The following is a 22,235-nucleotide window of genomic DNA, read 5'->3' as shown; positions in this document are numbered from 1 at the left end:
GGCGCGGGGAACTGCGCGACGAGCCACGACGGACCGTCGTGGGAAGCGGACCGCGTGTCCCAGGACCCTGGAGGGGGTGGGGGGAAGGGACGGCAAGCCGCGACGGGCCGTCGTGGGGAGGGGGGCAACCCCCTCCCGGAAGCGCGCCGCAGGCGCGCGGTGCCCGACCTGTCGGCGTGGCGGGCGGCGGCGGGACTACGGCGCGGAGGAGGGGGAGGGGACGGCGTCAGCCGTTGCGCGGCCCGGGGAAGGACGTGACGGCGTCCTCACGGTCGTCGCGTGACTCGCGCGCTTCCAGCGCCCCCAGCGGAAGCGGCCCCGGCGGAAGCGCCCCCGGCATGGAACGGGCGGCGGGGACGGACGCGAGGGGCGCGGGGCTGCCGGTCACCACCCCGTGCCCGGAGGCGGCCTGCTCGTCGGGTCCGGGAGGCGCGCTGCGGCGCCCGCCGTACCGGCGGTGCACCGCCTGTTTGGTCACGCCGAGCGCGGAGCCGACGGCGTCCCAGGAGAACCCCAGGGAGCGGTCGAACTCCACGGCCGCGGTGACCAGGGTCTCCACGCTGTCGCGCAGCTCCTGAGCGAGCCGGACGGTCGGGGCGGGCGCGCGGCCGTACACGACGAATCCGGCGGTGGGGCCGCTGCGTCGCGGCCGGTAGACGTTGCCCAACTGGGCGGTCAGGGTCCGCAGCGCGTCCACTTGGCGGCGGACCCTTTCGATGTCCCGCACCAGCAGGTGCAGGCTGGCCCGTGCCTGGGCGTCAGGGGTTGCGTGGTCGGGCATCAACAAGCCTCTCCAACCGGCGGTTACTTAAGGAATGGGCCGTGTGCATTGACCCGAATTCGGGCAAACTCTCTTGACCAACGCGCCAGCCGCCCATGGAGTCACGCAGCAAGGGGCGCAGCCCACCCCTCGGGGGGCGCGCGGCCGGGCGTGCACCCCCGCCACGGCGGGCCGAACGCGCCTCTAGAATTGACCCCTGCCCCGTCCCCGGGGCGGTCAGGACGGCCGGCACCCGGCGTCCGGAGCCGCCGCCGTACGCCCGTTCCAGGAGACCGCCGCCGTGTCCGTCAAGCCCATCCGCCTCTTCGGTGACCCGGTGCTGCGCATGACGGCGCAGCCGGTCACGACCTTCGACAAGGAACTGCGCACGCTCGTACAGGACTTGACCGACACCATGCGGGACGCGCCGGGCGCGGGCCTGGCCGCGCCGCAACTGGGCGTCTCCCTGCGGGTGTTCACCTACTTCGTCGAGGGCGAGCTGGGCCACCTGATCAACCCGGAGCTGACCCTCAGCGAGGACGAGCAGGACGGCCCCGAGGGCTGCCTGTCGCTGCCGGGCCTGACGTACGACTGCAAGCGCGCGTACGGCGTCGTCGCCAAGGGCCTCAACATGTACGGCGACCCGGTCACGATCGAGGGCACGCAGCGGCTCGCCCGCTGCATCCAGCACGAGACGGACCACCTGGACGGGGTCATCTTCATCGACCGGCTCGACACCGAGCAGCGCAAGGCCGCGCTCAAGGCGATCCGCGAGGCGACCGAGGGCCCGGACGGCATCTGGCGGGTGCCGGGCGAGAACAGCGTGCCGCAGGTGAAGATCTCGCCGCACGACACCTTCGGGCGCGGGCAGTGACGCCCGCCCCCTGACGGCGGAGAGCCGTCAAGCCGTCGCGCCGTCAGGCCGAAAAGCCCGCCCGTGAACCACCATCGAGAGGCACACCCCGCACGATGAGGCTCGTCTTCGCCGGCACCCCCGAGGTCGCCGTACCCGCACTGGACGCACTGCTGGCCTGCGACCGGCACGAGGTGGTCGCCGTCGTGACCCGGCCCGACGCGACGGCCGGGCGCGGCCGCAAGCTGCTGGCCAGCCCCGTCGCCGAGCGGGCGGCCGAGGCCGGGATCGAAACCCTCAAGCCCGCGCGCCCCCGCGACGAGGACTTCCTCGCCCGGCTGCGGGAGATCGCCCCCGACGCCTGTCCGGTCGTCGCCTACGGCGCGCTGCTGCCCAAGGCCGCGCTCGACATCCCCGCGCACGGCTGGATCAATCTGCACTTCTCGCTGCTGCCCGCCTGGCGTGGCGCCGCGCCCGTGCAGCACGCGGTCATGGCAGGTGACGAGGTCACCGGCGCGTCCACCTTCCTCATCGAGCAGGGGCTCGACTCCGGGCCCGTCTACGGCGTCCTCACCGAGGAGATCGGCCCGACCGACACCAGCGGCGACCTGCTCACCCGGCTCGGCCGCAGCGGCGCCGGGCTGCTCGTCGCCACCATGGACGGCATCGAGGACGGCCGCCTCGTCGCCCGGCCCCAGCCCGCCGACGGGATCACCCTCGCGCCCAAGATCACCGTCGAGGACGCCGCCGTCGACTGGACGGCGCCCGCCCTCCGCGTCGACCGCCTCATCCGGGGGTGCACCCCCGCGCCCGGCGCCTGGACCCTGACCTCCGGCGAACGCCTCAAGCTCGGGCCCGTCCGGCCCCAGCCAGACCGCGTCGACCTCGCCCCCGGCGAACTGGGCGTCGCCAAGAACGCCGTGTACGTCGGGACGGGGAGCCACGCCGTTCTCCTCGGGGAGGTGCAGCCGCAGGGCAAGAAGCGGATGGCCGCCGCCGACTGGGCCCGGGGCGCCCGCATCCCGTCCGGCTCCCGCCTCGGGGCCTAGCCGCCCGCGCTTGTTCTTCCCGCCCGTAGCCGCCCGTGCGACGTCGTTGTCGGCGTGCGTCCCGCGCCGGTTGCCCGCCCTGTCGGCGGCCGGCCCCTCCGCAGGGCAGAAGTACACCCCGCGCCGCAGGCGCTTAGGGTGGACGGCGACCGACCTTCGTAAAAATCGGAGCACCTTCACACGTGAACGACCAGCCGCGCCGTCGCCCGCAGGGCAAGCCGTACCGCCGACCCCAGCGTGACCCCGTCAGAATCCTGGCGTTCGAGGCGCTGCGGGCGGTGGGGGAGCGGGACGCGTACGCGAATCTGGTGCTGCCGGGCCTGCTGAAGGCGGCGGAGGCGGAGGCGGTGAAGAAGGGCCGGGAGTTCGACCGGCGGGACGCGGCGCTGGCGACGGAGCTGGTGTACGGGACGCTGCGGCGGCAGGGGACGTACGACGCGGTGATCGCGGCCTGCGTGGACCGGCCCTTGCGCGAGGTGGACCCGCCGGTGCTCGACGTGCTGGCGCTGGGCGTCCACCAGCTGCTCGGGACGCGTATCCCGACGCACGCGGCGGTGTCGGCGAGCGTCGAGCTGGCCAGGGTGGTGCTCGGCGACGGCCGGGCGAAGTTCGTGAACGCGGTGCTGCGGAAGGTCTCCGCGCACGACCTGGACGAGTGGCTCGAACTGGTCGCGCCGCCGTACGACGAGGACCCCGAGGACCACCTGGCCGTCGTGCACTCGCATCCGCGCTGGGTCGTCTCGGCGCTGTGGGACGCGCTCGGCGGCGGCCGGGCCGGGATCGAGGACCTGCTGGCGGCGGACAACGAACGGCCCGAGGTGACGCTGGTCGCGCGCCCCGGCCGGTCGACCGCGCGCGAGCTGATGGAGTCGCTGCCGCCGGACACGACGGAGCCCGGCCGCTGGTCGCCGTACGCGGTACGGCTGGCCGAGGGCGGTGACCCGGCGGCCGTGGACGCGGTCCGCGAGGGCCGGGCTGGCGTGCAGGACGAGGGCAGCCAACTCGTCGCCGCCGCGCTGGCCGCCGTCCCGCTCGACGGCCGGGACGCCCGCTGGCTCGACGCCTGCGCGGGCCCCGGCGGCAAGGCCGCGCTCCTCGCGGCCCTCGCGGCCCAGCGCGGCGCGGAGCTCGTCGCCGCCGAGAAGCAGCCCCACCGCGCCCGCCTGGTGGCCCGCTCCCTGGCGGGCAACCCCGGCCCGTACCAGGTCGTGGTCGCCGACGGCACCCGCCCCGCCTGGGCCGAGGGCTCCTTCGACCGCGTCCTGGTCGACGTGCCCTGCACCGGCCTCGGCGCGCTCCGCCGCCGGCCCGAGGCCCGCTGGCGACGGCGCGCCGAGGACGTACCCACCTTCGGCCCCCTCCAGCGCGGCCTGCTCACCGAGGCCCTGCACGCCGTACGCGTCGGCGGCGTCGTCGGCTACGCGACCTGCTCCCCGCACCTGGCGGAGACCCGCGCCGTCGTGGACGACATCCTCCGCGACGACCGCGCCCCGGCCGCCGAGCGCATCGACGTACGCCCGCTGCTGCCCGGTGTCCCCGCCCTCGGCGACGGCCCCGACATCCAGCTCTGGCCGCACCTGCACGGCACGGACGCGATGTATCTCGCCCTCCTGCGCCGTACGGCCTGACCGCCCGCCGGGAGCCGATCGCCCGCGTTCTGCCGCGCGGGCGAAAAACATCCGGCGGCGATGTCGAGAACCCGCGCACGGCTCCGTCCCCGAGGTGAACCGCGACCACAATGGGTCGCATCCGCACTGAGGAGAAGCACCATGGCGAAGTATCTGCTGCTCAAGCACTACCGGGGCGCCCCGGCGTCGGTGAACGACGTACCCATGGCGCAGTGGACGCCCGAGGAGATCTCGGCGCACGTGACGTACATGAACGACTTCGCGACCCGCCTCGAGGAGACCGGCGAGTACGTCGACAGCCAGGCGCTCGCCCCCGAGGGGACCTTCGTGCGGTACGACGGGGAGGGCCGTCCGCCGGTCACCGACGGGCCGTTCGCCGAGACCAAGGACGTCATCGCCGGGTGGATGGTGATCGACGTCGACAGCTACGAGCGGGCCCTCGAACTGGCAGGGGAGCTGTCGGCCGCGCCCGGCGCCGGGGGGAAGCCGATCCACGAATGGCTGGAGTTGCGTCCGTTCCTCGGCGCCCACCCCACCGTCACGGGGTGCCCCCACTGATGGACGAGGCTCTGGTCAGGAGCCTCACCCCGGCAGTGCTCGCGATCCTCGTCCGGCGCGGAGCCGACTTCGCGGCCGTCGAGGACGCGGTGCAGGACGCACTGGTCGAAGCGGTACGCGTCTGGCCCGACGATCCGCCGCGTGACCCGAAGGGCTGGCTGGTGACGGTGGCCTGGCGGCGGTTCCTCGACGCGACGCGGGCGGACACGGCCCGGCGCAGGCGTGAGGACCTGGTGGACATGGCACCGGAGAGCGGGCCCGCCTCCGGCGCGGACGACACGCTCCAGCTCTACTTTCTGTGCGCGCACCCGTCGCTGACCGCGTCGTCGGCGGTCGCGCTCACCCTGCGGGCCGTCGGCGGCCTGACCACCCGGCAGATCGCCCAGGCGTATCTGGTGCCCGAGGCGACGATGGCGCAGCGCATCAGCCGGGCCAAGCGCACCGTCTCCGGCGTGCGGTTCGACCGGCCGGGCGACGTCGCCACGGTGCTGCGGGTCCTGTACCTGGTCTTCAACGAGGGCTACTCCGGCGATGTCGACCTGTCCGCCGAGGCCGTCCGGCTCACCCGGCAACTCGCGGCCGTGATCGACCACCCCGAGGTGGCGGGGCTGCTCGCCCTCATGCTGCTGCACCACGCCCGCCGGGCCGCCAGGACCGCGCCCGACGGCAGCCTCGTACCGCTCGCCGAGCAGGACCGCGGCCGGTGGGACACCGGCGCGATCGCCGAGGGCGTCGAGATCCTTCAGGCGGCGCTGGCCCGCGACCGGCTGGGCGAGTTCCAGGCCCAGGCCGCCATCGCGGCGCTCCACGCGGACGCGCCGACGGCCGAGGAGACCGACTGGGTGCAGATCGTCGAGTGGTACGACGAACTGGCGGCCCTGACCGACAGCCCGGTCGTCCGCCTCAACCGGGCGGTGGCGGTCGGCGAGGCGGACGGCCCCCGCGCCGGTCTCGCGGCGCTCGCCGCGCTGGACGACTCGCTGCCCCGGTACACGGCGGTGGCCGCGTATCTCCACGAGCGCGACGGCGACCTGGCGACGGCGGCCCGGCTGTACGCACAGGCGGCCCCGAAGGCGCCGAACCTCGCCGAGCGCGACCACCTGACACGGCAGGCGGCCCGGCTCAACACCCGCCGCAAGCGCTGATGCGCCCGTGTCCGTGTCTGCGGCTAGCGGCTCTCCGCTGGCTGCTCCCGGTCCTCCTCCCGCGCCCGCGCCGTCGCGCCACGGGGTGAGTCGAGCCTGCTCGGCCACCACACCCGGTGGCCCAGGTCGAGGGTGATCGCGGAGACCAGCACCGAGCGGACGACGAAGGTGTCGAGCAGGACGCCGAAGGCGACCGCGAAGCCGATCTCGGCGAAGCCGACCACCGGGAGCGTGCCGAGCACCGCGAAGGTGCCCGCGAGGACGAGCCCGGCCGAGGTGATCACCCCGCCGGTGGCGGCGAGGCCGGTACGGACGCCGGCGCGGGTGCCGAGCCGGACGGTCTCCTCCCGGATCCGGGTCATGAGGAAGATGTTGTAGTCGATGCCCAGCGCCACCAGGAACACGAAGACGAACAGCGGGAACGCCGTGTCCTCGCCCGCGTATCCGAACACGTGCCGGAAGGCCAGCGAGCTGACGCCGAGGGCGGCGCCGAAGGACAGCACCACCGTGGCCATCAGCACCAGCGGCGCCACCAGGGCCCGCAGCAGCAGCGCCAGGATCAGCAGGACGACCAGCAGGATCAGCGGGATCAGCAGCTTGTTGTCGCGGCTCGCCGCCTGGTTGGTGTCCTTCTGCACCGCCGTCCCGCCGCCGACCAGGGCGTCCGCGCCGGGGACGCGGTGCAGGGTGTCGCGGGCCAGCCGTACGGTCCGCTGGGCGGCGCCGCTGTCCGCGCGGTCGGCGAGAGTGGCCTCCAGATAGACCCGGCCGTCCCTCCGCGCGGCCACGCCCGGCGGGGTGCCGACCGAGCCGGGCACGACGCCCTTCACCGAGGCCAGCGCCGTACGCACCTCGTCGGCGGCGCCCGCCCGCGCGATCACCACCAGCGGCTGGCCGCCACCGGCCGGGAAGTAGCGGGACTGCACCTTCTGGCCGACCACGGAGTCCGGGGTGTTGGTGAAGCTGTCCGCGCTGGACAGGCCGGTCGCCTTCAGGGAGAACAGCCCGAGGCCGAGCGCGCCGAGCACGACCACCGTCGTGATCCACACCGACCGCGGCCGGTGGCCGACCGCCGTGCCGATCCGCGACCACACACCGGCCTTGGTCGGCTCCGCGCTGCCCACGTGCGGGATCGCGGGCCAGAACACCCAGCGGCCGAAGATCACCAACAGGGCGGGGAAGAGCGTGAGCATCGCCAGCAGGGCCACCGCGACACCGATCGCGGCGACGGGGCCGAGCCCGGAGGTCGAGTTCATGTCGGCGGCCAGCAGACACAGCATGCTCAGCGCCACCGTGGCCGCGCTCGCGATGATCGCGGGGCCCGCCCGGTGCAGGGCGAGCGCCATCGCCTCGTGCCGGTCCTCGTGATCGCGCAGCTCTTCGCGGTAGCGGGCGACGAGCAGCAGCGCGTAGTCCGTACCCGCGCCGAACACCAGGACGGTGAGGATGCCCGCGCTCTGGGCGTTGACCACCAGACCGGCGTGCTCGGCGAGCAGGTAGATCACCGCCTCCGACGTGAACAGCGCGCCGATCACGGACAGCACCGGCACGAAGAGCAGGCTCAGGCTGCGGTAGGTGATCAGCAGGATCACGACGACGACGGCGAGGGCCGCGTACAGCAGGGTGCCCTCGATCCCGGCGAAGGCGTCGGCGGAGTCCGCGGAGAAGCCGCCGGGGCCCGTGATGTGCGTCCGGAGCCCGTCGTCGCCCTGCCCGACGGTGGACCTGAGCTGCTTGACCGCGTCCGCGATGGTGCTCCAGCCGCTCGGGTCGATGGTGATCGGCACGATGAGCAGCGCCGCGCGAGGCGCGGTCCGTCGGTCGAGCTGCGGTCCGACCGTACGGCTGCCGACGATGCCGTGCGCGGTCAGCGACTTGACGGAAGCGACGTCCGCGCCGACCTTCGCCACATCCGCGTCGGTCAGGCCGCCGGGCCGGGAGTACACGACGACCGCGGGCGCGCTCTCCGGCACGAACTGCTTCTGGAGCTCCAGCACTTGGGTGGACTCCGCCTTGCTCGGCAGCCAGCTCGCCGAGTCGTTCTTCTGCGCGTCGGTGAGTTTCTGGGCCAGCGGCGAGACCACCACCAGCACGACGATCCACAGGCCGAGCACGACCCACTTGCTCCGCCGCCCGCAGACGACGTGCGCTATTCGTCCCGCTCCGCCCGCCATGAGTGCCCCCCGGGCCCGCTCGTGGTGTCGTCCCCCCGCCGTCCGACGCGACGCCCTGGGAGCGCCGGACCGTGCCGGAGAGTGATCGGCACCAGCATGGCACTGGCGTTCGTGCCGTGTCCGAGGGTTGGCGGGACCGGTGGGTGGGAACACACGTCCTCCGGATCTGGTTTGCTGGACCCATGAGCGTGCAGATCAACCCCAGCATTCTTTCCGCCGACTTCGCGCGGCTCGCCGAGGAGGCGAAGGCGGTCGAGGGCGCCGACTGGCTCCATGTCGACGTGATGGACAGCCACTTCGTGCCGAACCTCACGCTGGGGGTGCCGGTCGTCGAGTCCCTGAGCAGGGCGACGGAGACGCCGCTCGACTGCCACCTGATGATCGAGGACCCGGACCGCTGGGCGCCCGCGTACGTGGAGGCCGGCGCGGGCTCGGTGACCTTCCACGTGGAGGCGGCGGCGGCCCCGGTCCGGCTCGCCAGGGAGATCCGGGCGAAGGGCGCGCGGGCGTCGATGGCGCTCAAGCCCGCCACCCCGGTCGAGCCCTACGAGGACCTGCTGCCGGAACTCGACATGCTGCTGATCATGACGGTCGAGCCGGGCTTCGGCGGCCAGGCGTTCCTCGACATCATGCTGCCGAAGATCCGCCGCACCAGGGCGCTGATCGACCGCTACGGCCTCGAGATGTGGCTCCAGGTCGACGGCGGCGTCTCGGCCGAGACCATCGAGCGGTGCGCCGAGGCGGGCGCCGACGTCTTCGTCGCGGGCTCCGCGGTGTACGGCACGGACGACCCCGCCGCCGCGGTCCGCGCGCTGCGCCAGCAGGCCGCCGCGAAGGCCGCGGAAGTGCCCCGGTGACGGGGGCGCCTACCGGGGGTTACCACGGGCGGAAGCGTCTTCGCTACGCGCCCGTAACACGGCACGATCTGCGAGGATGAGTGCGGAGCGGATCACATGGGGCAACGCGGATCAGATAGGCGACTGGGGAGAACCGACGTGAGCACAGGCCGCACACAGGTGCGCATGGGCCCCGGCGAGATGGTCCAGGCGGCGGCGATGGCACGTCGCTTCTACCTGGAGGGCAAGTCCAAAATCCAGATCGCCGAGGAGTTCGGGGTCAGCCGCTTCAAGGTGGCCAGGGTCCTGGAGACCGCCCTCGAACGCGACCTGGTGAGAATCGAGATCCGCGTCCCCGCCGAGCTGGACGCCGAGCGCTCCGACGCCCTGCGCGCCCACTACGGCCTGCGGCACGCCGTCGTCGTCGAGACCCCGCCCGACCAGGCGGACGCGCCCGACCCGGAGAATCTGGGCGCCGTCGCCGCCGACCTGCTCGGCGAGCTGGTGGACGACGGTGACGTACTGGGCCTGGCCTGGGGCCGCTCCATCATCACCATGGCCAACGCGCTGGACCGGCTCGCGCCCTGCACCGTCGTCCAGCTCACCGGCGTCTACGACGTCGGCACCACCGAGCGCGGCTCCGTCGAGGCGGTACGCACCGCCGCCGCCGTCTCCGGCGGCGAGGCGCACCCGCTGTACGCGCCGATGGTGCTCGCCGACCCCGCCACCGCCAGCGCCCTGCGCGCCCAGAGCGGCATCGCCGCCGCCATGGGCTACTTCGACAAGGTCACCGTCGCCGTGGTCTCCGTCGGCTCCTGGGAAGCGGGCATCTCCACCGTCCACGACGCCCTCACCGACGAGGAGCGCGAGCACTACGCGGGCCTCGGCGTCGCCGCCGAGATGTCCTCCCACCTCTTCGACGCCCAGGGCCGCAGGGTCGGCCGCGACCTCGGCGAGCGCTGCATCACCATCGACGCCGACCGGCTCCGCCGGATCCCCGAAGTACTCGCCATCGCGGGCGGTCGCCGCAAGGCAGCCGCCATCGACGCGGTACTCCGCTCCGGCCTCGTCACCAGCCTGGTCACCGACACCGCCGCCGCCGACCACCTCCTGCACTCCACCGCCCCCGCCCCCCGCCCCGCCCTCGACCGCGCCGACCCCGACGGCCCCTGACCCTCCCGTCGACCGACCGTAGGACACGAGCCCACCCGGACCCCTCAGGCTTCGGCGCGGCACGAGGACGGCCACCAGCCCGCAGAGCGACCGGAGGGGACGGGCAGGGGCGCCCCGCAGGAACGCGTTGACAGCCGGGTACCGAATTCCGTGTGACCAGGTGTGACGCATTCCGAGGAGGTGCCCCGGCCCGGCACCGACCCACGGACAGTCGACACGGTCAACCGGCACCGACCCACGGACAGTCGGCACCGACCCACGGACAACCGCGAGGACCCCGGCTTGACCCGTGCGGAGTGCCGTTCCGCGCTGGAAGTGAGCAAGTGTGGCAGCATCGGCGGCATGCTGCTGCGGTCCGTTCCACGCGCGGTCGCCCCCGTGCTCGCCACCTGCCTGCTCGCTCTGTTCGGGCTCCTCCTCGGCGGCTGCGCGACCCCCACCGTCGTCCCGGCCGCCCACAGCTCCGGGCGGGCCGCCCACGCCTCGTCCACCCCCGCCTGGGCCGACGGCCACCACGTCCTGCACCCCGCCGACCTGCCCCCCGAGGCCCGTACCACGCTGGCGCTGATCGACCGCGGCGGACCGTACCCGTACAGCAGGGACGGCATCGTCTTCGGCAACTACGAGAAGGAACTGCCCGCCCGGACGCGCGGCTACTACCACGAGTACACGGTGCCGACCCCGGACGCCCCGGACCGCGGCGCGCGGCGGATCGTGACCGGCCGCAACGGCGAGATCTTCTACACCTCCGACCACTACCAGAGCTTCGAGGCGGTGCTGCGATGACGGCCACCACACCGCCCGACCACACCCTCGTACTGGATCTGACCGGGGTCGCCGACCGCCAGTCGTTCATGGACCGCTGCACCGAGCGGCTGCACCTGCCGGACTGGTTCGGCCGCAATTGGGACGCGCTCGCGGACTGCCTCACCGACCTGTCGTGGTGGCCGGTCGGCTCCGACGGGCGGCGGCTGCGGATCGAGGGCTGGCAGGAGTACGCGGCGGCCAAGCCGCGCGAGTGGCGGATCGTGAAGGACATCCTGCGCGACGCGGAGACCTTCTGGCGCGATACCGACACCGAGCTGACCGTGGCGTTGGAGGAAGACACGAACGGGGACGGCGAAGAGAGGGACGTTCGTCCGTAGGCGCACGATGCGTTCGCGCGCGAATATGAAGTACGTGAACCGGTCGCCGTCCAGGGACGGCAACCCCCGGGCCCGTCGCCCCGCACGGCACGGGGCCGTGCGGGGCGCTGTCGGCCGCGTCAGCGCGCTAGGAGAACGTGCAAGTGATGGAGCCGATGGGCGTGTTGTTGCCGGTCGAGTTGGCCGTGAATCCGAACGTCGTGGAAGCGCCGTCCGGTGGGATCGTGCCGTTGTAGGCGGCGTTGGTGACGCTGATGCTTCCTCCGCTGACTGACTGGACTCCGTTCCACAGACTGGTGATCTGCGTTCCGGTGCCGAGCGTCCAGTTCACCTTCCAGTGACTTGACGGAGAGGCGCCGTGGTTCATCACGGTGACCTGCCCCTGGAACCCACCGCTCCAGGAGTTGGAGACCGCGTACATCGCCATGCAGGAGCCGGGGTCGGTCCCGCCTGTGCTGCCGCCGGTCGTGGTGCCGCTTGTGGTGCCGGTCGTGGTGCCGGTCGTCGTGCCGGTCGTGGTGCCGCTTGTGGTGCCGGTCGTGGTGCCGGTCGTGGTGCCGCTTGTGGTGCCGGTCGTGGTGCCGGTCGTGGTGCCAGTGGTCGTGCCGGTCGTGGTGCCGCTTGTCGTGCCGCTTGTGGTGCCAGTGGTCGTGCCGCTCGTGGTCGAACCGCCGTTGTGGATGCCGCTGACCTCGCCGTGACCGCCGTCGAACGCGATGTCGGAGCAGGAGAAGAAGTTCTCATTGCTGTCCGAGCGGACCCACTGGATGAAGACCATCGCGTCACCCGTACGGTTCGAGGGCAGCGTCAGGTCCCAGTAGTAATGGCCGCCGTCGGTTCCCGGCGACCCCGCCGCGGGCGGGTTGGTGGTGCTTCCGATCGACTCCAGGTCGGCCCAGGCCAGCGGAGTGGTCGGGGACCAGCCCTGCTTGGTCACATAGACACGGAAGGTGCCCGGGTGCGCGGCCCAGTTGCTGTACTGCAACTGGATCGTGGAGCCCGATGTGAGGTGCGTCCTCGGCCAGTCGGCGCGGGCCGCGTTGTAGGCCGAGAAGTCGTACGGTGACTTGTTGCCGGCGCTGCACAGCGTTCCGTCCGGGACGTAACCCTCGCCGCGACCGCCCGCGTTGGAGTCGAGCACCGCGAACCAGTTGTACAGCGACGTCGTTCCGCTCTGGGCGACCGCCGCGGCGCAGGCCGGGTTGGTCGGCGTGAGGGCGCCGGTGGGGGTCAGGGCGTCCTCGTAGCAGAGGTAGGTGCGCGAGCCCGGCATCATCGCCACGCCGTGCGCCTGCGCGGAGCCCTGGCTGAGCAGGACCGCGCCGAAAGCCGAGAGCAAAAGGGCGAAGACACCGAATAACGACAGTTGCCAGCTTCTTTTTCGCTTCAAGATCATGACCTTTCCGGGAGCTTTCCCGGGGCCGCGGCGCACCGCGGCCGGGCCACCGGGACAGCGTGGGGGGAGGGGACGGGTCCGTGAGAGTGGGAGCGCTCCCATTTGTGAAGCTAACAGTGGATCAAGAATTCGTAAACACCTGCGGACGAGACCGGCCTGAGTCGCGCCGTGCTTGGGTCGGGCCGCATTCGTTGACAGTGTGCAGTCGGGGCGCTGTGATGGATGGGAGCGCTCCCATATGTTGTGCTCCCCCCACGCAGGCATCCCGAAAGAGGCACCTATGCTCGCTCGCACTCTCCGGTTACCACCCAGGTTGTGGATGGCGGTCGCCGCCGCCATAGCGCTGGCCGTCTCTCTCCTGATCTCGGTGCCCACCAGCGGATTCGGCGCGTCGGCGTCCGGATGCCGGGCCGAGTACACGCTCAACGAATGGTCCGGTGGCTACACCGCGCAGGTGCACGTCACCAACCTCGGCGCAGCGCTGAGTAGTTGGCGGCTCACGTGGACGTATGCCGGCGATCAGAAGATCACTTCGGCCTGGAACGCGACCGTCACCCAGAACGGACACTCCGTCACCGCCGTCAACGCGTCCTACAATGGCGTCGTGGCAGCAGGAGGCACGGTCGACTTCGGCGTGCAGGGAACTGCTGGGTCCGCGGGCTCGCAACCCGCTGACTTCGCCCTCAACGACCTGCCCTGTGGAGGCGTCAGCACCACCCCGCCGACCACCCCGCCGACCACGCCCCCGACCACCCCGCCTACGACGCCCCCGACCACGCCTCCGACCACTTCGCCGCCCGCGGGATGCGACTCCGCGACGATATGCACGGGCTTTGAGGACCAGAGCGGTGCCGGTCCGGCCGGGGACTGGCGTTTCACCGCGCCCGACTGCCAAGGCACGGGGACGGCCGCCATCGACACGACAGTCGCGCACAGCGGCTCGAAGTCCCTACGGGTGGACGGGAAGGCGGGCTACTGCAACCACGCCTTCGTCGCCTCCACCGCTGATCTGTCGTCGGTCGGCCCGGTGGTCTACATCCGTATGTGGGTGCGGCACACCACCGCGCTCCCGACCTCGCACGTCGCCTTCGTCTCCATGCCGGACTCCTCCCAGGGCGGCCGGGCGCTGCGGATCGGCGGCCAGAACGGCGCCCTGCAGTGGAACCGGGAGAGTGACGACGCCACCCTCCCGGCGCAGAGTCCGGCCGGGGTCTCGCTGAGCAGTCCACTGCCGACCCTCACCTGGCAGTGCCTGCGCTTCGCGGTCGACACCACGGCGCCGAAGCTCGACACCTGGCTCAATGACACGCAGATACCCGGGTTGCACGCCGACGGCGTGCCGACCCAGGACATCGACCAGCAGTGGCTCTCGCGCACCACGCCGCCCAGGCCGACCGCCCTGCGACTCGGCTGGGAGAGCTACGCCACGGGCGACGACACCTTGTGGTTCGACGACGTGGCCGTCGGTTCCGCGCCGCTCGGCTGCTGACGAGAGCGTCACAGAGGTCCGTCGCGGACCCGGTCCGGCAGCCGGCCTGACCGTGTCCGCGACGGGGTGGGTCACGGCGGACGGGGCGTGCCGGTCAGCCGAGGCGGAAGCGCTGTGCCGCCGTTCCGTTGCAGTCCCACAACTGCACGGGATCCCCGGCCTGCTGGCCGTTGTCCTTGTCGTCGAGGCAGCGGCCCGACTGCGGATTGAACAAGGTGCCGTCGGCCCGGCTCTCCCACACCTGGGCGCCCGTGCCGTTGCAGTCCCACAGTTGGGTCCGTGTGCCGTTGCCGGTGTTGCCGCCCACCGCGTCGAGGCACTTGCCGAAGGTCCGCAGCGTGCGGTCGCCGGGCGCGGACCAGCGCTGCGCGTCGGAGCCGTTGCAGCCGGACAACTGCACGGGCGTGGCGGAGGCCGGATCGGCGTTGGTCACGTCCACGCACAGGGCAGCGGGGCCGGAGACCGCACCGGGCGGCAGCTTCCACGACTGCGCGGTCACACCGGCGCAGTCGTAGAGCTGGAGCTGTACGGCGCCGGGTGAGGTGTTGCCGTCCGGCACGTCGAGGCAGCGTCCCGAGGCCGGATTGAGCAGGCTGCCGTCGGAGCGGTGCGTCCAGGTCTGCGAGGCGGCACCCGAGCAGCCCGCGACGCTCACCGGCGTACGGTTCGCCGTCCCGCCGCCCGTGGCCGTCAGGCACTTGCCGAGGACCAGGACGGTACTGTCGGCCTGGTACGCGACCTGCTGGGCCGCGCTGTGGTTGCAGCCCCACAGCTGCACGGCCGTCCCGTCGTCGGCCACCCCGCCGCGCACGTCGAGGCACAGCCCGCCCGCGCCGATCACCTCGCCGGACGCCGGGTTCGCGGACGCGCTGCCGGACAGTGTCACGGTGTGCGAGGAGCCGAGCGGGAGCGCGCCCGTCGTCACCGTCACCGTCCTGCGGTTGACGTTCCACGACCACGCGGTCTCCGGGACCTGCACCCCGTCGACCGAAACGGCGGTCGGTGCCTGCGAGTTGGACAGTCGCAGGGTGTAGGCCCGGGAGGTCGGCGCGCCGCTGAAGGAACCGGTCTGCGCGCCGATCGTCAGTGTGCGCGCCGCCTCACTCCACGACAGGGGCGCCTTGGTCGCCTGGCCGCTGCGATAGCCCGTGCCCTCGCCGGCGTCGGAGTAGACCGAGAAAGCCCCGTCGGCACCCGCGGCGACATTCACCGTCAACTGCGTCAACGGCCGCTGCCCCTGGTTGTCGACGTAGTCGGTGCGGGTGGTGAGGATGCCGCCGGCCTTGATCAGCACCGGCATCCGGGACAGCGGACCGGTGATGGTGACGGTGGCGGGCCCGGTGTAGGTGCGGCCGGTGAAGTAGTCCGTCCAGCTCCCCGGCGGCACCCACACCGACGCGGAGCCGTTGCCGCTGGAGTCGTTGGGCGAGGTGATCGGCGCGACCAGGACGTCGTCGCCGTACAGATACTCGCCGGTGGCGCTGTAGGCGGCATCCTGGGACGGGTAGTCGAGATACAGCGGCCGGACGATGGGCACGCCGGTCGCGTTCGCCTGCTGTGCGAGCGTGTACGTGTACGGGACGAGCGCTTCCCGCAGCCGCAGGAAGGACTCGGCGCTCGCCGCGGCAGCGCCGGTGTAGTTCCACGGCAGCCGGTCGCCGTGGTCGGAGTGCAGCCGGTCCACCGGCTGGAAGGTGCCGAATTGCACCCAGCGGGCGTACAGATCGTCGGCGAGATGACCGCCGTGGAAGCTGCCGATGTCATGGCTGACATTGGAGATCCCCGCGGCGGCCTCGGCGGCGGTGAACTTCGCCTCGAAGGCGAGCATGTCCCACGTCGCGGGCGTGTCGCCGGTGAACTGCATCGAGTTGCGCCGCTCGGACCAGGGCCCGACCGGGTAGTTGCTGTCGTCGCCGCCCTCCTCCGAGCCGCCGATCCGTGCGAAGGAGAAGCCGCGCAGCCCCTTGGCCGCCGCGTCGTCCGCATATGCCTGGTTGATCAGATTGTCCGGCCCCACATGCGGATCGGAGGCGGTCGAGGCACCGCAGTTGGTGCAGTAGTCCAGCCACCACTCCCGCACGCCCTGCTGTTCGAAGGGCTGGTGCAGATCGAGATAGGCGGCCAGATGCGCCGGGTTGGACCAGTCGAAGGCGTATGTACTGCCGCCGTCGGGCAGGAGACCGCCCGCGCGGGAGTTGGCCGCGGCGAATTTGGGGTCGCCGCTGTCGATGGTCGGGTGGATGTTCATCGACACCGCGAGACCCTGCTGCTTGGTCCAGTCGAGGAATCCCCGCGGATCGGGGAAGAGCGAACTGTTCCAGTTCCAGCCGTTCCACTGCGTCGGCGACTTCCAGTCGGTGTCCACCACCAGCCAGTCGATCGGCGTGTTCGTGCTGCGGAAGGTGGGCAGCAGCGAATTCTCGTAGTCGGCCGTCGAGTAGCCGTAGTACCGCGAGTACCACACGCCGTAGGCCGACTCCGGTAGCAGATTGGCGCCGCCGGTCAGGGAGTTGAGGTCGGCGAGGCCCTGTTTGTAGTTCTGGCCGTAACCGAAGAAGTAGCCGTCCTGGTACGGCTGGGCGCCGTGCGAGGGCCGGTCGGTCACCGCATGCGCGCCCGACAGCAGAGCCGTCCGGGTGTCGTCCAGCAGGTACCAGCCGTCGCGATCCAGGATCCCCGGGTGCTCGGGCACCGGCACGGCCGCCGGATTGTCCAGCGTCCGGGACCAGCCGCCGAGGGTGTTCGTCGGCCCCGCGCCGTAGCCGGTCGTGGTGAGCGCCGTCGACGCGGCCGGGTACGCCGTGGTGCCGACCGGGGTGACCGCCAGGCTGTCGATGTTGACCCGGCCGGTGTCACCCGCGTTCTGCACGATGCTCAGCGTGTTGGTTCCGGCGGTCAGGTGCACCGTGGCGGACGCGGTCGACCAGGCGTTCCACGACGAGGTGGCGGGCAGGCTGAGCGCCGGGCCCGCGGTCGAGCCGACCCGGGTGGACAGGGTGCCCGTGCCGCCCGCCGCGTTGGAGTAGCGCACCCACAGCCGGTAGTCGCCGGTCGACGGCACCGCGGAGACGTCCTGGGTGAGGCCGCTGCCCGTGTGCTCGTATCCGGCGACGAAGCCGGAGCCGGTGTGCCCGGTGTGGTCGTAGGCGGCGACGCCGTAGCCGCTGAGCAGCGAATTCTCACCCTCGCAGGCGGAGTTGACCGGGCAGTAGGAGGGAAACGCCGGTTTGGCGGTCACCCCCGTGCCCGCCATCGTCACCGTGAGGTTGGCCGCCGTGAAGGGGCCGCTGCCCTGCTTGTAGCGCAGCGTGAGCCCGGACGTCGTGATCTCGCGGTATCCGTCCGCGGTGACGTCCGTGGTGACGTCGGATACGGGGAAGGACCGGTTGACGGCGTTGAAGGTCGTCCCGTCCTGGAAGGTGGCGTCGCCCGCGTACTCCAGCCGCACCAGGGTCGGGCTGAGCACCTCGAAGCGGGCGTTCCCGTCGGTGACGACGGGACTCGACGCCGCGGCCCGCGTCGGCGGGGCGGCCTGCTGCGCCACCGCGCTGTCGACGGCGGCGACCGACAGCAGCGCCAGGCATGAACTCAGCACGAGCGCCCGGCTCCTGCGGGGCGAGAGAGGTGATCCGACGCGGCGTGGGCGCATGGGCATGCCTTCCGTAGTCCTCGACAGGGCCTGACATCGTTGTCCATCGTCCAATTTGCCGTGCGGGAAGCGGAGTTGAGTTGACCGGTGCCACGAGGCGTGAGAGCGCTCCCTGAAGCTAGCCATTGGTCGTGTATGCGTCAATACGCCGCACGGGCCGGTCGGCGGTGTGGCACTCCGGTCGACGCACCTCGACGGCCGCGCCCCGTCCCGCCACCGCGTTGACACAGTGCGAAACATTACCGTTCGCACCAGAAGTCAGAAAATGCCCGGATCCCCGCAACGGTGTCCGCGGCAAAGTCCGCAGCGTCCGGTGGTCATGGTGAGGACAAGGAATTGCGGAGCAGTACGGGGTGATACGGGTCTGTCGCGCACTCGGAATCGAGTGCGCCTGTCGTTGAGGCGCGTTGACTATCGCGCTCGACCGCCTGTCTCGCTCATCGCCAGGACACCTGTCACCAGTTGATGGATACCGTTCCGTGACATTGTTCGCGCATGTCAGTGTGGGCGTGGGGCAAGCGCGCGAGTGGGAGGTACAAACTATGGGACCGCTTCTGCTCGTTCTTCTGCTCGCGTTGATTCTCTTCGGCGCCGGGTTCGCCCTCAAGATTCTGTGGTGGGTGGCGATCGTCGTCCTGGTGGTCTGGCTGCTGGGATTCGTTGTCCGCTCGACGAATTCCGGTGGCAGTCGTGGCCGCTGGTACCGCTGGTAGCGACGCACTTCGACGTACCACTGAGCGGTGGGCGCCCCCCCCGGGGGGGGCCCCCCCCCCGGGGGGGGCGCCCACCGCTCAGTGGTATTGCGGCAACGTTCTCCGATGACGGGTACACCGGATATTTCGGGACAGGATGAAACAATGCTGGGGCGCGCGCTGCCCGTACCAAAGGTATTTCCGCGTCTTCGGAACGCTTGTCCTTGTCGAACTCCGGATCACCGGCCGTGAAGACCCACCGACCGCCCCGGGGCGTGTGCCACGACAGCTCGGCATGCCCCGTCCGCGCTCACCGCGGACGGGCCGTACGAGCTGACTTCTCAGGCGAAGGTGTCGCAGGCCGAGACGGTTCCGGACGTGTAGCCCTTGGTGAACCACTGCCGGCGCTGCGCCGCCGAGCCGTGGGTCCAGGTGTCCGGCGTGACCTTGCCCTGGTACTTCTGCTGGATACGGTCGTCGCCGACAGCGGCCGCGGCGTCCAGGCCCACATTGATGTCCGCCCGCGTCAGGTCGGTGATCAGCGGCTTTCCACTCGCGGGGTCCGGGGTGGTCGTGGCGTGGTGGGCCCACACTCCGGCGTAGCAGTCGGCTTGGAGTTCGAGTTTCACCGAGCCGCTGTTCTCGCCCTGGCCGCTGCCGCGCGAGATGGTGCCGCTGAGGTCCTGAATGTGGTGTCCGTATTCGTGCGCGATGACGTATGCCTCGGCGAACGGGCCTCCCTTGGCACCGAACTTGCCTGTGAGCTCGTCGAAGAACCCGAGGTCGAGGTAGACCTTGTCGTCGGCGGAGCAGTAGAAGGGGCCGACCTCCGAAGTCGCCTCCCCGCAGCCGGTGTTGACCCTGTCGGTGAACAGCAGGGTCGGCGCCTGGGGGTACGACTTTCCTGCGGCTGTCTCCGTCTGCTTCCAGAACGCCTGGACGCTGTCGACCACGGCCACGATCCGGCAGTCGTCCTTCTTGTTGGCGTCCGCCCCGGTCCGGCAGTCCGCCGCCAGATCGCCGGGCGCGACGCCCTGGGAGCCGCCGGATCGAGCGGCGCTGTCAGAGGTGCTGCCCGAGCTGAGCAGACCCGGGTCCACTCCGAACACCACAGAGGCGATCACGACCAGCAGCCCTACCACCCCACCGCCCACGGTCTTTCCGCCACCGGGAATCCCGCCCCGTGTGCCGCCTCGGTTGTCCTGCACCTCGGAGGTGTCCAGGGCGGCATCGTCGTCGAACTGCATCAGCTGACTCTCCCTCACAACACGCCGGTACGCCGTGTCTCACCGGGGGCGTCTACCCAGCCGAACAGACCTCATCTGGTTGTGCCCGGACCGTGTTCCGAGGAGGTCGCCTTCCGCCGGACGCTTTCCCAGCGGTCAGTCACCTCATTCACCGACCCCGGAGAGTTGATCGTGCGGAGGAGGAGGCCGCGGCTCAGTCGGCGGGGCGGGTGTCCCACGCGGCTCTCAGAGCGGGACGCACGTCGGGGCCGAACACAGCGCGCACCGTTGCGCGGGGGAGGGTGGGAAGTTCGGCCCAGTGAGTGACGCTCTCGCCACCCCCGCGACCGTACGGCAGTCGCACAATGCCGTCGGAATCAACGAAGCAGTCCGTGTGCCGTGTGCCGTCCTCGCCGAAGTGCTCCGAGGTCCAATACATCGGCCGCACAAGCCAGAATTCCTCCCCCACGTCCGACGCCTCGCCCGACGTATCGGAACGGTCGGGCGGGTACCGGCCCGTGATCGCCGCCGCCACAGGAACACCGCTGGGCGGCCGACGCTTCTGGGCGTCTTCCCAGTTCACCTCGGTCCGCAGGTTCATCGTCCCCATCCTTCCTCAGGCGTCATCGCCGACAGGACAAGCGCCGCGAACTGATCCCGGCGTCGGACAAGACGCATATCCGGCCGTGTAGGTTTCCGGCCCGTGATCGAGGCGCCGACGTGCGGGACGACCCGTTACGGCGAGGTGTCCGTCGCCGACGGCCTTGCCCCCCCCATGGCTCGGCCCGCCCGCACCTGGTGTGCGGGCGGGCCGGGGCCGCCCAGAATCGCTCAGCCCCCGGACTCAGCGCGGCGACAGGCGGTAGAGCGCCGCCGCGCCCGCTTTGAGATGGACCTTCAGCGTGCCGTGCTGGGCCGCTCCGCGGTAGCGGCCGGTGGCCGGCTCGAAGGTCGCCACGCTTCCGACGTGCGCCTGGTTGACGCCGAGCCGCACCGAGGCGGGGGCGTCGGGGTTCCGGTTGGTCACGAGCAGGTAGCGGGTGCCGTCGTCCTGCGTGTTCCTGAAGAGACCGATGACGACGGCGTCCCCGGCGGCTGAGGTCAGGCGATCGCCTGGGGTGAAGGCCACTGCGCTCGGCGGCAGCGGGTCGTCGTTGGCGTGTTGGACCGACTCCGAGTGGAGCGGCTTGAGTTGGCGGCCGACCGGCTGGAGCCAGGTGCGGTTAAGCCTGCGGGCTGCGCCGTACAGCGGGGTCTGCTTGCCGTCGGCGGTGATCAGCGCCTTGGTGAAACCCTCGCCACGGGCGGGGTCCGGCGTCCAGTAGGTGAAGTACTGGATGCCCTTGCAGCCGTACGCCAGGCTGATGTTGGTCTGCCAAGCCAACTGCGAGGCGGTGGGCACCCGGTGGTTGTTGTAGCCGACCGACTGGATGAACGTCCACGCCGGCAGACCGGACTTCAGCGACGCCTCGCGGTAGATCGCCCAGTTGTCGAAGTAGTTGAGGTCTATGCCGTCGGTGAGGATCGGGTACCGGTCGAACGAGATCAGCGGCGGCTTGACGGTGTCGATGTACGCCTGCACGAAGGCCGCGTAGCCCGGGCCGTTACCCGGCACGAGGTTGGAGTACGGCAGCAGCCCCGGTGCGACGTCACGCACGATGCCGGTGAGCGCCCCGACCGTAGGGAATCTGGACTGGGCCGGTTCGTCGAAGACGTTGAACCCGGCGAGCGAGGGGTGGTTCGCGTAACTGGTCAGTGCCGCACGCACCCATGACGTCGCGTCGGCGGTGGTGAGCGAGGACGGCACGCTCCGGTCATCGTTGACCGACAAGTACTGCGCGATCGCCTGCATCCGGGGGTCGCCCGAGATCAGCACTTTCAGGCCCACCTGGTCGGCCATCTGCAAGGCGTAGCCGCCGCTTTGCGGATCGAATTGATAGTTGCCGGTGATCAAGAAGGTGAACCCGGCGTCCTTGATCTCCTGGTAGCGGTCGAGCGTGGTCTCGTACGGGTGCGGCGGCCAGAACAGCCCGATCGGGAAGTCCGGTCCGCCGGTGAGCGGAAGGTCCACGCCGGTCGCGGCGGCAGAGTTCGCCGCGTCGGCGGCGTGCGTGCCGTCTCCGGAATCCACCGAACTCAGCGCCCCGGCAGTCGGGTCGCCGGGCCCCGGTGCGGCCGCCGCCCGGTTGGCGGCCAGGCCGCCTGCGGCGAGTACGCCGGCGCCCAGGCCCGCGGCCTGTAGCAGCGTCCGGCGGTGCATCGGCTGTGAAGCGCTGGAGAGGGAGGAGTTCTGTTCTGGCATGGCCTACTCCGATCGTTGGAACGCGTGAACGGGGAGGGGGCTGAAGGTCCCATCGGTGCACCGGCGACCGTGGCGGACGCACACATGCTGGCAGACGGTGGTGGTTCAATCAACCACGATGCGCAGAAATGATGAATGAATCATGCAGGACGCGCATGCG

18 protein-coding genes are annotated in these 22,235 nt (G+C 71.3%); 11 read left to right on the top strand and 7 right to left on the bottom strand.

Annotated features, from left to right (window positions below; genetic code table 11):
• Nucleotides 1-226: 226 nt before the first annotated feature.
• A complete protein-coding gene (locus ACFZBB_RS24265; protein ID WP_391126036.1) occupies nucleotides 227-781 on the bottom strand; it encodes a hypothetical protein in 555 nt (184 codons plus the stop codon).
• A 280-nt stretch (nucleotides 782-1,061) separates the two neighbouring features.
• Between ACFZBB_RS24265 and def the strand changes: the two genes are divergently transcribed.
• The 5 genes from def (at nucleotide 1,062) to ACFZBB_RS24240 (ending at nucleotide 5,993) form a co-directional block, all read left to right on the top strand.
• A complete protein-coding gene (def, locus tag ACFZBB_RS24260) occupies nucleotides 1,062-1,634 on the top strand; it encodes a peptide deformylase (RefSeq protein WP_391126033.1) in 573 nt (190 codons plus the stop codon).
• 95 nt (nucleotides 1,635-1,729) lie between these two features.
• The gene (gene fmt, locus ACFZBB_RS24255) at nucleotides 1,730-2,662 is read left to right on the top strand and encodes a methionyl-tRNA formyltransferase (protein WP_391126031.1); all 933 of its coding nucleotides are present in this window, start codon (nucleotides 1,730-1,732) and stop codon (nucleotides 2,660-2,662) included.
• A 182-nt stretch (nucleotides 2,663-2,844) separates the two neighbouring features.
• The gene (locus ACFZBB_RS24250; RefSeq protein ID WP_391126028.1) at nucleotides 2,845-4,290 is read left to right on the top strand and encodes a transcription antitermination factor NusB; all 1,446 of its coding nucleotides are present in this window, start codon (nucleotides 2,845-2,847) and stop codon (nucleotides 4,288-4,290) included.
• Nucleotides 4,291-4,431: 141 nt separating this feature from the next.
• Nucleotides 4,432-4,848, top strand: a complete 417-nt coding sequence (locus tag ACFZBB_RS24245; protein ID WP_391046673.1) for a YciI family protein — start codon at nucleotides 4,432-4,434, stop codon at nucleotides 4,846-4,848.
• A complete protein-coding gene (locus tag ACFZBB_RS24240; RefSeq protein WP_391126024.1) occupies nucleotides 4,848-5,993 on the top strand; it encodes a DUF6596 domain-containing protein in 1,146 nt (381 codons plus the stop codon). The genes ACFZBB_RS24245 and ACFZBB_RS24240 overlap by 1 nt, the downstream gene beginning before the upstream one ends.
• Before the next feature lie 23 nt (nucleotides 5,994-6,016).
• Here the strand turns inward: ACFZBB_RS24240 and ACFZBB_RS24235 are convergent, their stop codons facing one another.
• Nucleotides 6,017-8,167, bottom strand: a complete 2,151-nt coding sequence (locus tag ACFZBB_RS24235; protein ID WP_391126021.1) for an MMPL family transporter — start codon at nucleotides 8,165-8,167, stop codon at nucleotides 6,017-6,019.
• 182 nt (nucleotides 8,168-8,349) lie between these two features.
• Between ACFZBB_RS24235 and rpe the strand changes: the two genes are divergently transcribed.
• The 4 genes from rpe to ACFZBB_RS24215 all read left to right on the top strand — a co-directional run bounded on the left by rpe (nucleotide 8,350) and on the right by ACFZBB_RS24215 (nucleotide 11,321).
• Entirely contained in the window at nucleotides 8,350-9,024 is a 675-nt protein-coding gene (rpe, locus tag ACFZBB_RS24230) for a ribulose-phosphate 3-epimerase (RefSeq protein ID WP_391126018.1), read from the top strand.
• A gap of 138 nt (nucleotides 9,025-9,162) precedes the next feature.
• Complete coding sequence (locus ACFZBB_RS24225; RefSeq protein WP_355348827.1) at nucleotides 9,163-10,176, top strand: sugar-binding domain-containing protein; 1,014 nt, start codon at nucleotides 9,163-9,165, stop codon at nucleotides 10,174-10,176.
• A 342-nt stretch (nucleotides 10,177-10,518) separates the two neighbouring features.
• Entirely contained in the window at nucleotides 10,519-10,962 is a 444-nt protein-coding gene (locus ACFZBB_RS24220; RefSeq protein WP_391126290.1) for a ribonuclease domain-containing protein, read from the top strand.
• Nucleotides 10,959-11,321: a barstar family protein gene (locus ACFZBB_RS24215; RefSeq protein ID WP_391126015.1), complete on the top strand. Its 363-nt coding sequence runs from the start codon at nucleotides 10,959-10,961 to the stop codon at nucleotides 11,319-11,321. The genes ACFZBB_RS24220 and ACFZBB_RS24215 overlap by 4 nt, the downstream gene beginning before the upstream one ends.
• Nucleotides 11,322-11,448: 127 nt before the next feature.
• On the opposite strand, the gene ACFZBB_RS24210 is transcribed toward ACFZBB_RS24215, so the two are convergent.
• Entirely contained in the window at nucleotides 11,449-12,711 is a 1,263-nt protein-coding gene (locus ACFZBB_RS24210) for a lytic polysaccharide monooxygenase (RefSeq protein WP_391126012.1), read from the bottom strand.
• Between the two features lie 286 nt (nucleotides 12,712-12,997).
• Here ACFZBB_RS24210 and ACFZBB_RS24205 point away from each other — a divergent pair, with 286 nt between their 5' ends.
• Nucleotides 12,998-14,206, top strand: a complete 1,209-nt coding sequence (locus ACFZBB_RS24205; protein ID WP_391126009.1) for a cellulose binding domain-containing protein — start codon at nucleotides 12,998-13,000, stop codon at nucleotides 14,204-14,206.
• A 94-nt stretch (nucleotides 14,207-14,300) separates the two neighbouring features.
• On the opposite strand, the gene ACFZBB_RS24200 is transcribed toward ACFZBB_RS24205, so the two are convergent.
• Nucleotides 14,301-17,801 carry a ricin-type beta-trefoil lectin domain protein gene (locus ACFZBB_RS24200; RefSeq protein ID WP_391126006.1) on the bottom strand — a complete coding sequence of 1,167 codons (3,501 nt, stop codon included), beginning with the start codon at nucleotides 17,799-17,801 and terminating at the stop codon, nucleotides 14,301-14,303.
• A gap of 596 nt (nucleotides 17,802-18,397) precedes the next feature.
• Between ACFZBB_RS24200 and ACFZBB_RS24195 the strand changes: the two genes are divergently transcribed.
• Nucleotides 18,398-18,568, top strand: a complete 171-nt coding sequence (locus tag ACFZBB_RS24195) for a hydrophobic protein (protein ID WP_355348845.1) — start codon at nucleotides 18,398-18,400, stop codon at nucleotides 18,566-18,568.
• Nucleotides 18,569-18,888: 320 nt separating this feature from the next.
• Here ACFZBB_RS24195 and ACFZBB_RS24190 read toward each other — a convergent pair whose 3' ends face one another.
• The 3 genes from ACFZBB_RS24190 to ACFZBB_RS24180 form a co-directional block, all read right to left on the bottom strand.
• Nucleotides 18,889-19,794, bottom strand: coding sequence for a neutral zinc metallopeptidase (locus tag ACFZBB_RS24190; protein WP_391126003.1), 906 nt, complete (start codon nucleotides 19,792-19,794; stop codon nucleotides 18,889-18,891).
• A 193-nt stretch (nucleotides 19,795-19,987) separates the two neighbouring features.
• Nucleotides 19,988-20,374 carry an AQJ64_40280 family protein gene (locus tag ACFZBB_RS24185; RefSeq protein WP_391126000.1) on the bottom strand — a complete coding sequence of 129 codons (387 nt, stop codon included), beginning with the start codon at nucleotides 20,372-20,374 and terminating at the stop codon, nucleotides 19,988-19,990.
• 243 nt (nucleotides 20,375-20,617) lie between these two features.
• Nucleotides 20,618-22,075, bottom strand: a complete 1,458-nt coding sequence (locus ACFZBB_RS24180) for a hypothetical protein (protein WP_391125997.1) — start codon at nucleotides 22,073-22,075, stop codon at nucleotides 20,618-20,620.
• Between the last annotated feature and the right edge of the window lie 160 nt (nucleotides 22,076-22,235).

This window comes from Streptomyces sp. NPDC008139 (assembly GCF_042957025.1).
In the GTDB taxonomy this organism is placed as follows: Bacteria; Actinomycetota; Actinomycetes; order Streptomycetales; family Streptomycetaceae; genus Actinacidiphila.
The sequence above is the reverse complement of the archived record's forward strand: the minus strand, read 5'-3'. Positions and strand labels throughout refer to the sequence as shown.

Excerpts from the sequence above, each read along its gene's own strand:
- ACFZBB_RS24265 (WP_391126036.1), bottom strand. The coding sequence starts at position 781 with ATGCCCGACCACGCAACCCCTGACGCCCAGGCACGGGCCAGCCTGCAC.
- fmt (WP_391126031.1), top strand. The coding sequence starts at position 1,730 with ATGAGGCTCGTCTTCGCCGGCACCCCCGAGGTCGCCGTACCCGCACTG.
- ACFZBB_RS24245 (WP_391046673.1), top strand. The coding sequence starts at position 4,432 with ATGGCGAAGTATCTGCTGCTCAAGCACTACCGGGGCGCCCCGGCGTCG.
- ACFZBB_RS24240 (WP_391126024.1), top strand. The coding sequence starts at position 4,848 with ATGGACGAGGCTCTGGTCAGGAGCCTCACCCCGGCAGTGCTCGCGATC.
- ACFZBB_RS24235 (WP_391126021.1), bottom strand. The coding sequence starts at position 8,167 with ATGGCGGGCGGAGCGGGACGAATAGCGCACGTCGTCTGCGGGCGGCGG.
- rpe (WP_391126018.1), top strand. The coding sequence starts at position 8,350 with ATGAGCGTGCAGATCAACCCCAGCATTCTTTCCGCCGACTTCGCGCGG.
- ACFZBB_RS24220 (WP_391126290.1), top strand. The coding sequence starts at position 10,519 with ATGCTGCTGCGGTCCGTTCCACGCGCGGTCGCCCCCGTGCTCGCCACC.
- ACFZBB_RS24215 (WP_391126015.1), top strand. The coding sequence starts at position 10,959 with ATGACGGCCACCACACCGCCCGACCACACCCTCGTACTGGATCTGACC.
- ACFZBB_RS24205 (WP_391126009.1), top strand. The coding sequence starts at position 12,998 with ATGCTCGCTCGCACTCTCCGGTTACCACCCAGGTTGTGGATGGCGGTC.
- ACFZBB_RS24195 (WP_355348845.1), top strand. The coding sequence starts at position 18,398 with ATGGGACCGCTTCTGCTCGTTCTTCTGCTCGCGTTGATTCTCTTCGGC.
- ACFZBB_RS24190 (WP_391126003.1), bottom strand. The coding sequence starts at position 19,794 with ATGCAGTTCGACGACGATGCCGCCCTGGACACCTCCGAGGTGCAGGAC.
- ACFZBB_RS24185 (WP_391126000.1), bottom strand. The coding sequence starts at position 20,374 with ATGAACCTGCGGACCGAGGTGAACTGGGAAGACGCCCAGAAGCGTCGG.
- ACFZBB_RS24180 (WP_391125997.1), bottom strand. The coding sequence starts at position 22,075 with ATGCCAGAACAGAACTCCTCCCTCTCCAGCGCTTCACAGCCGATGCAC.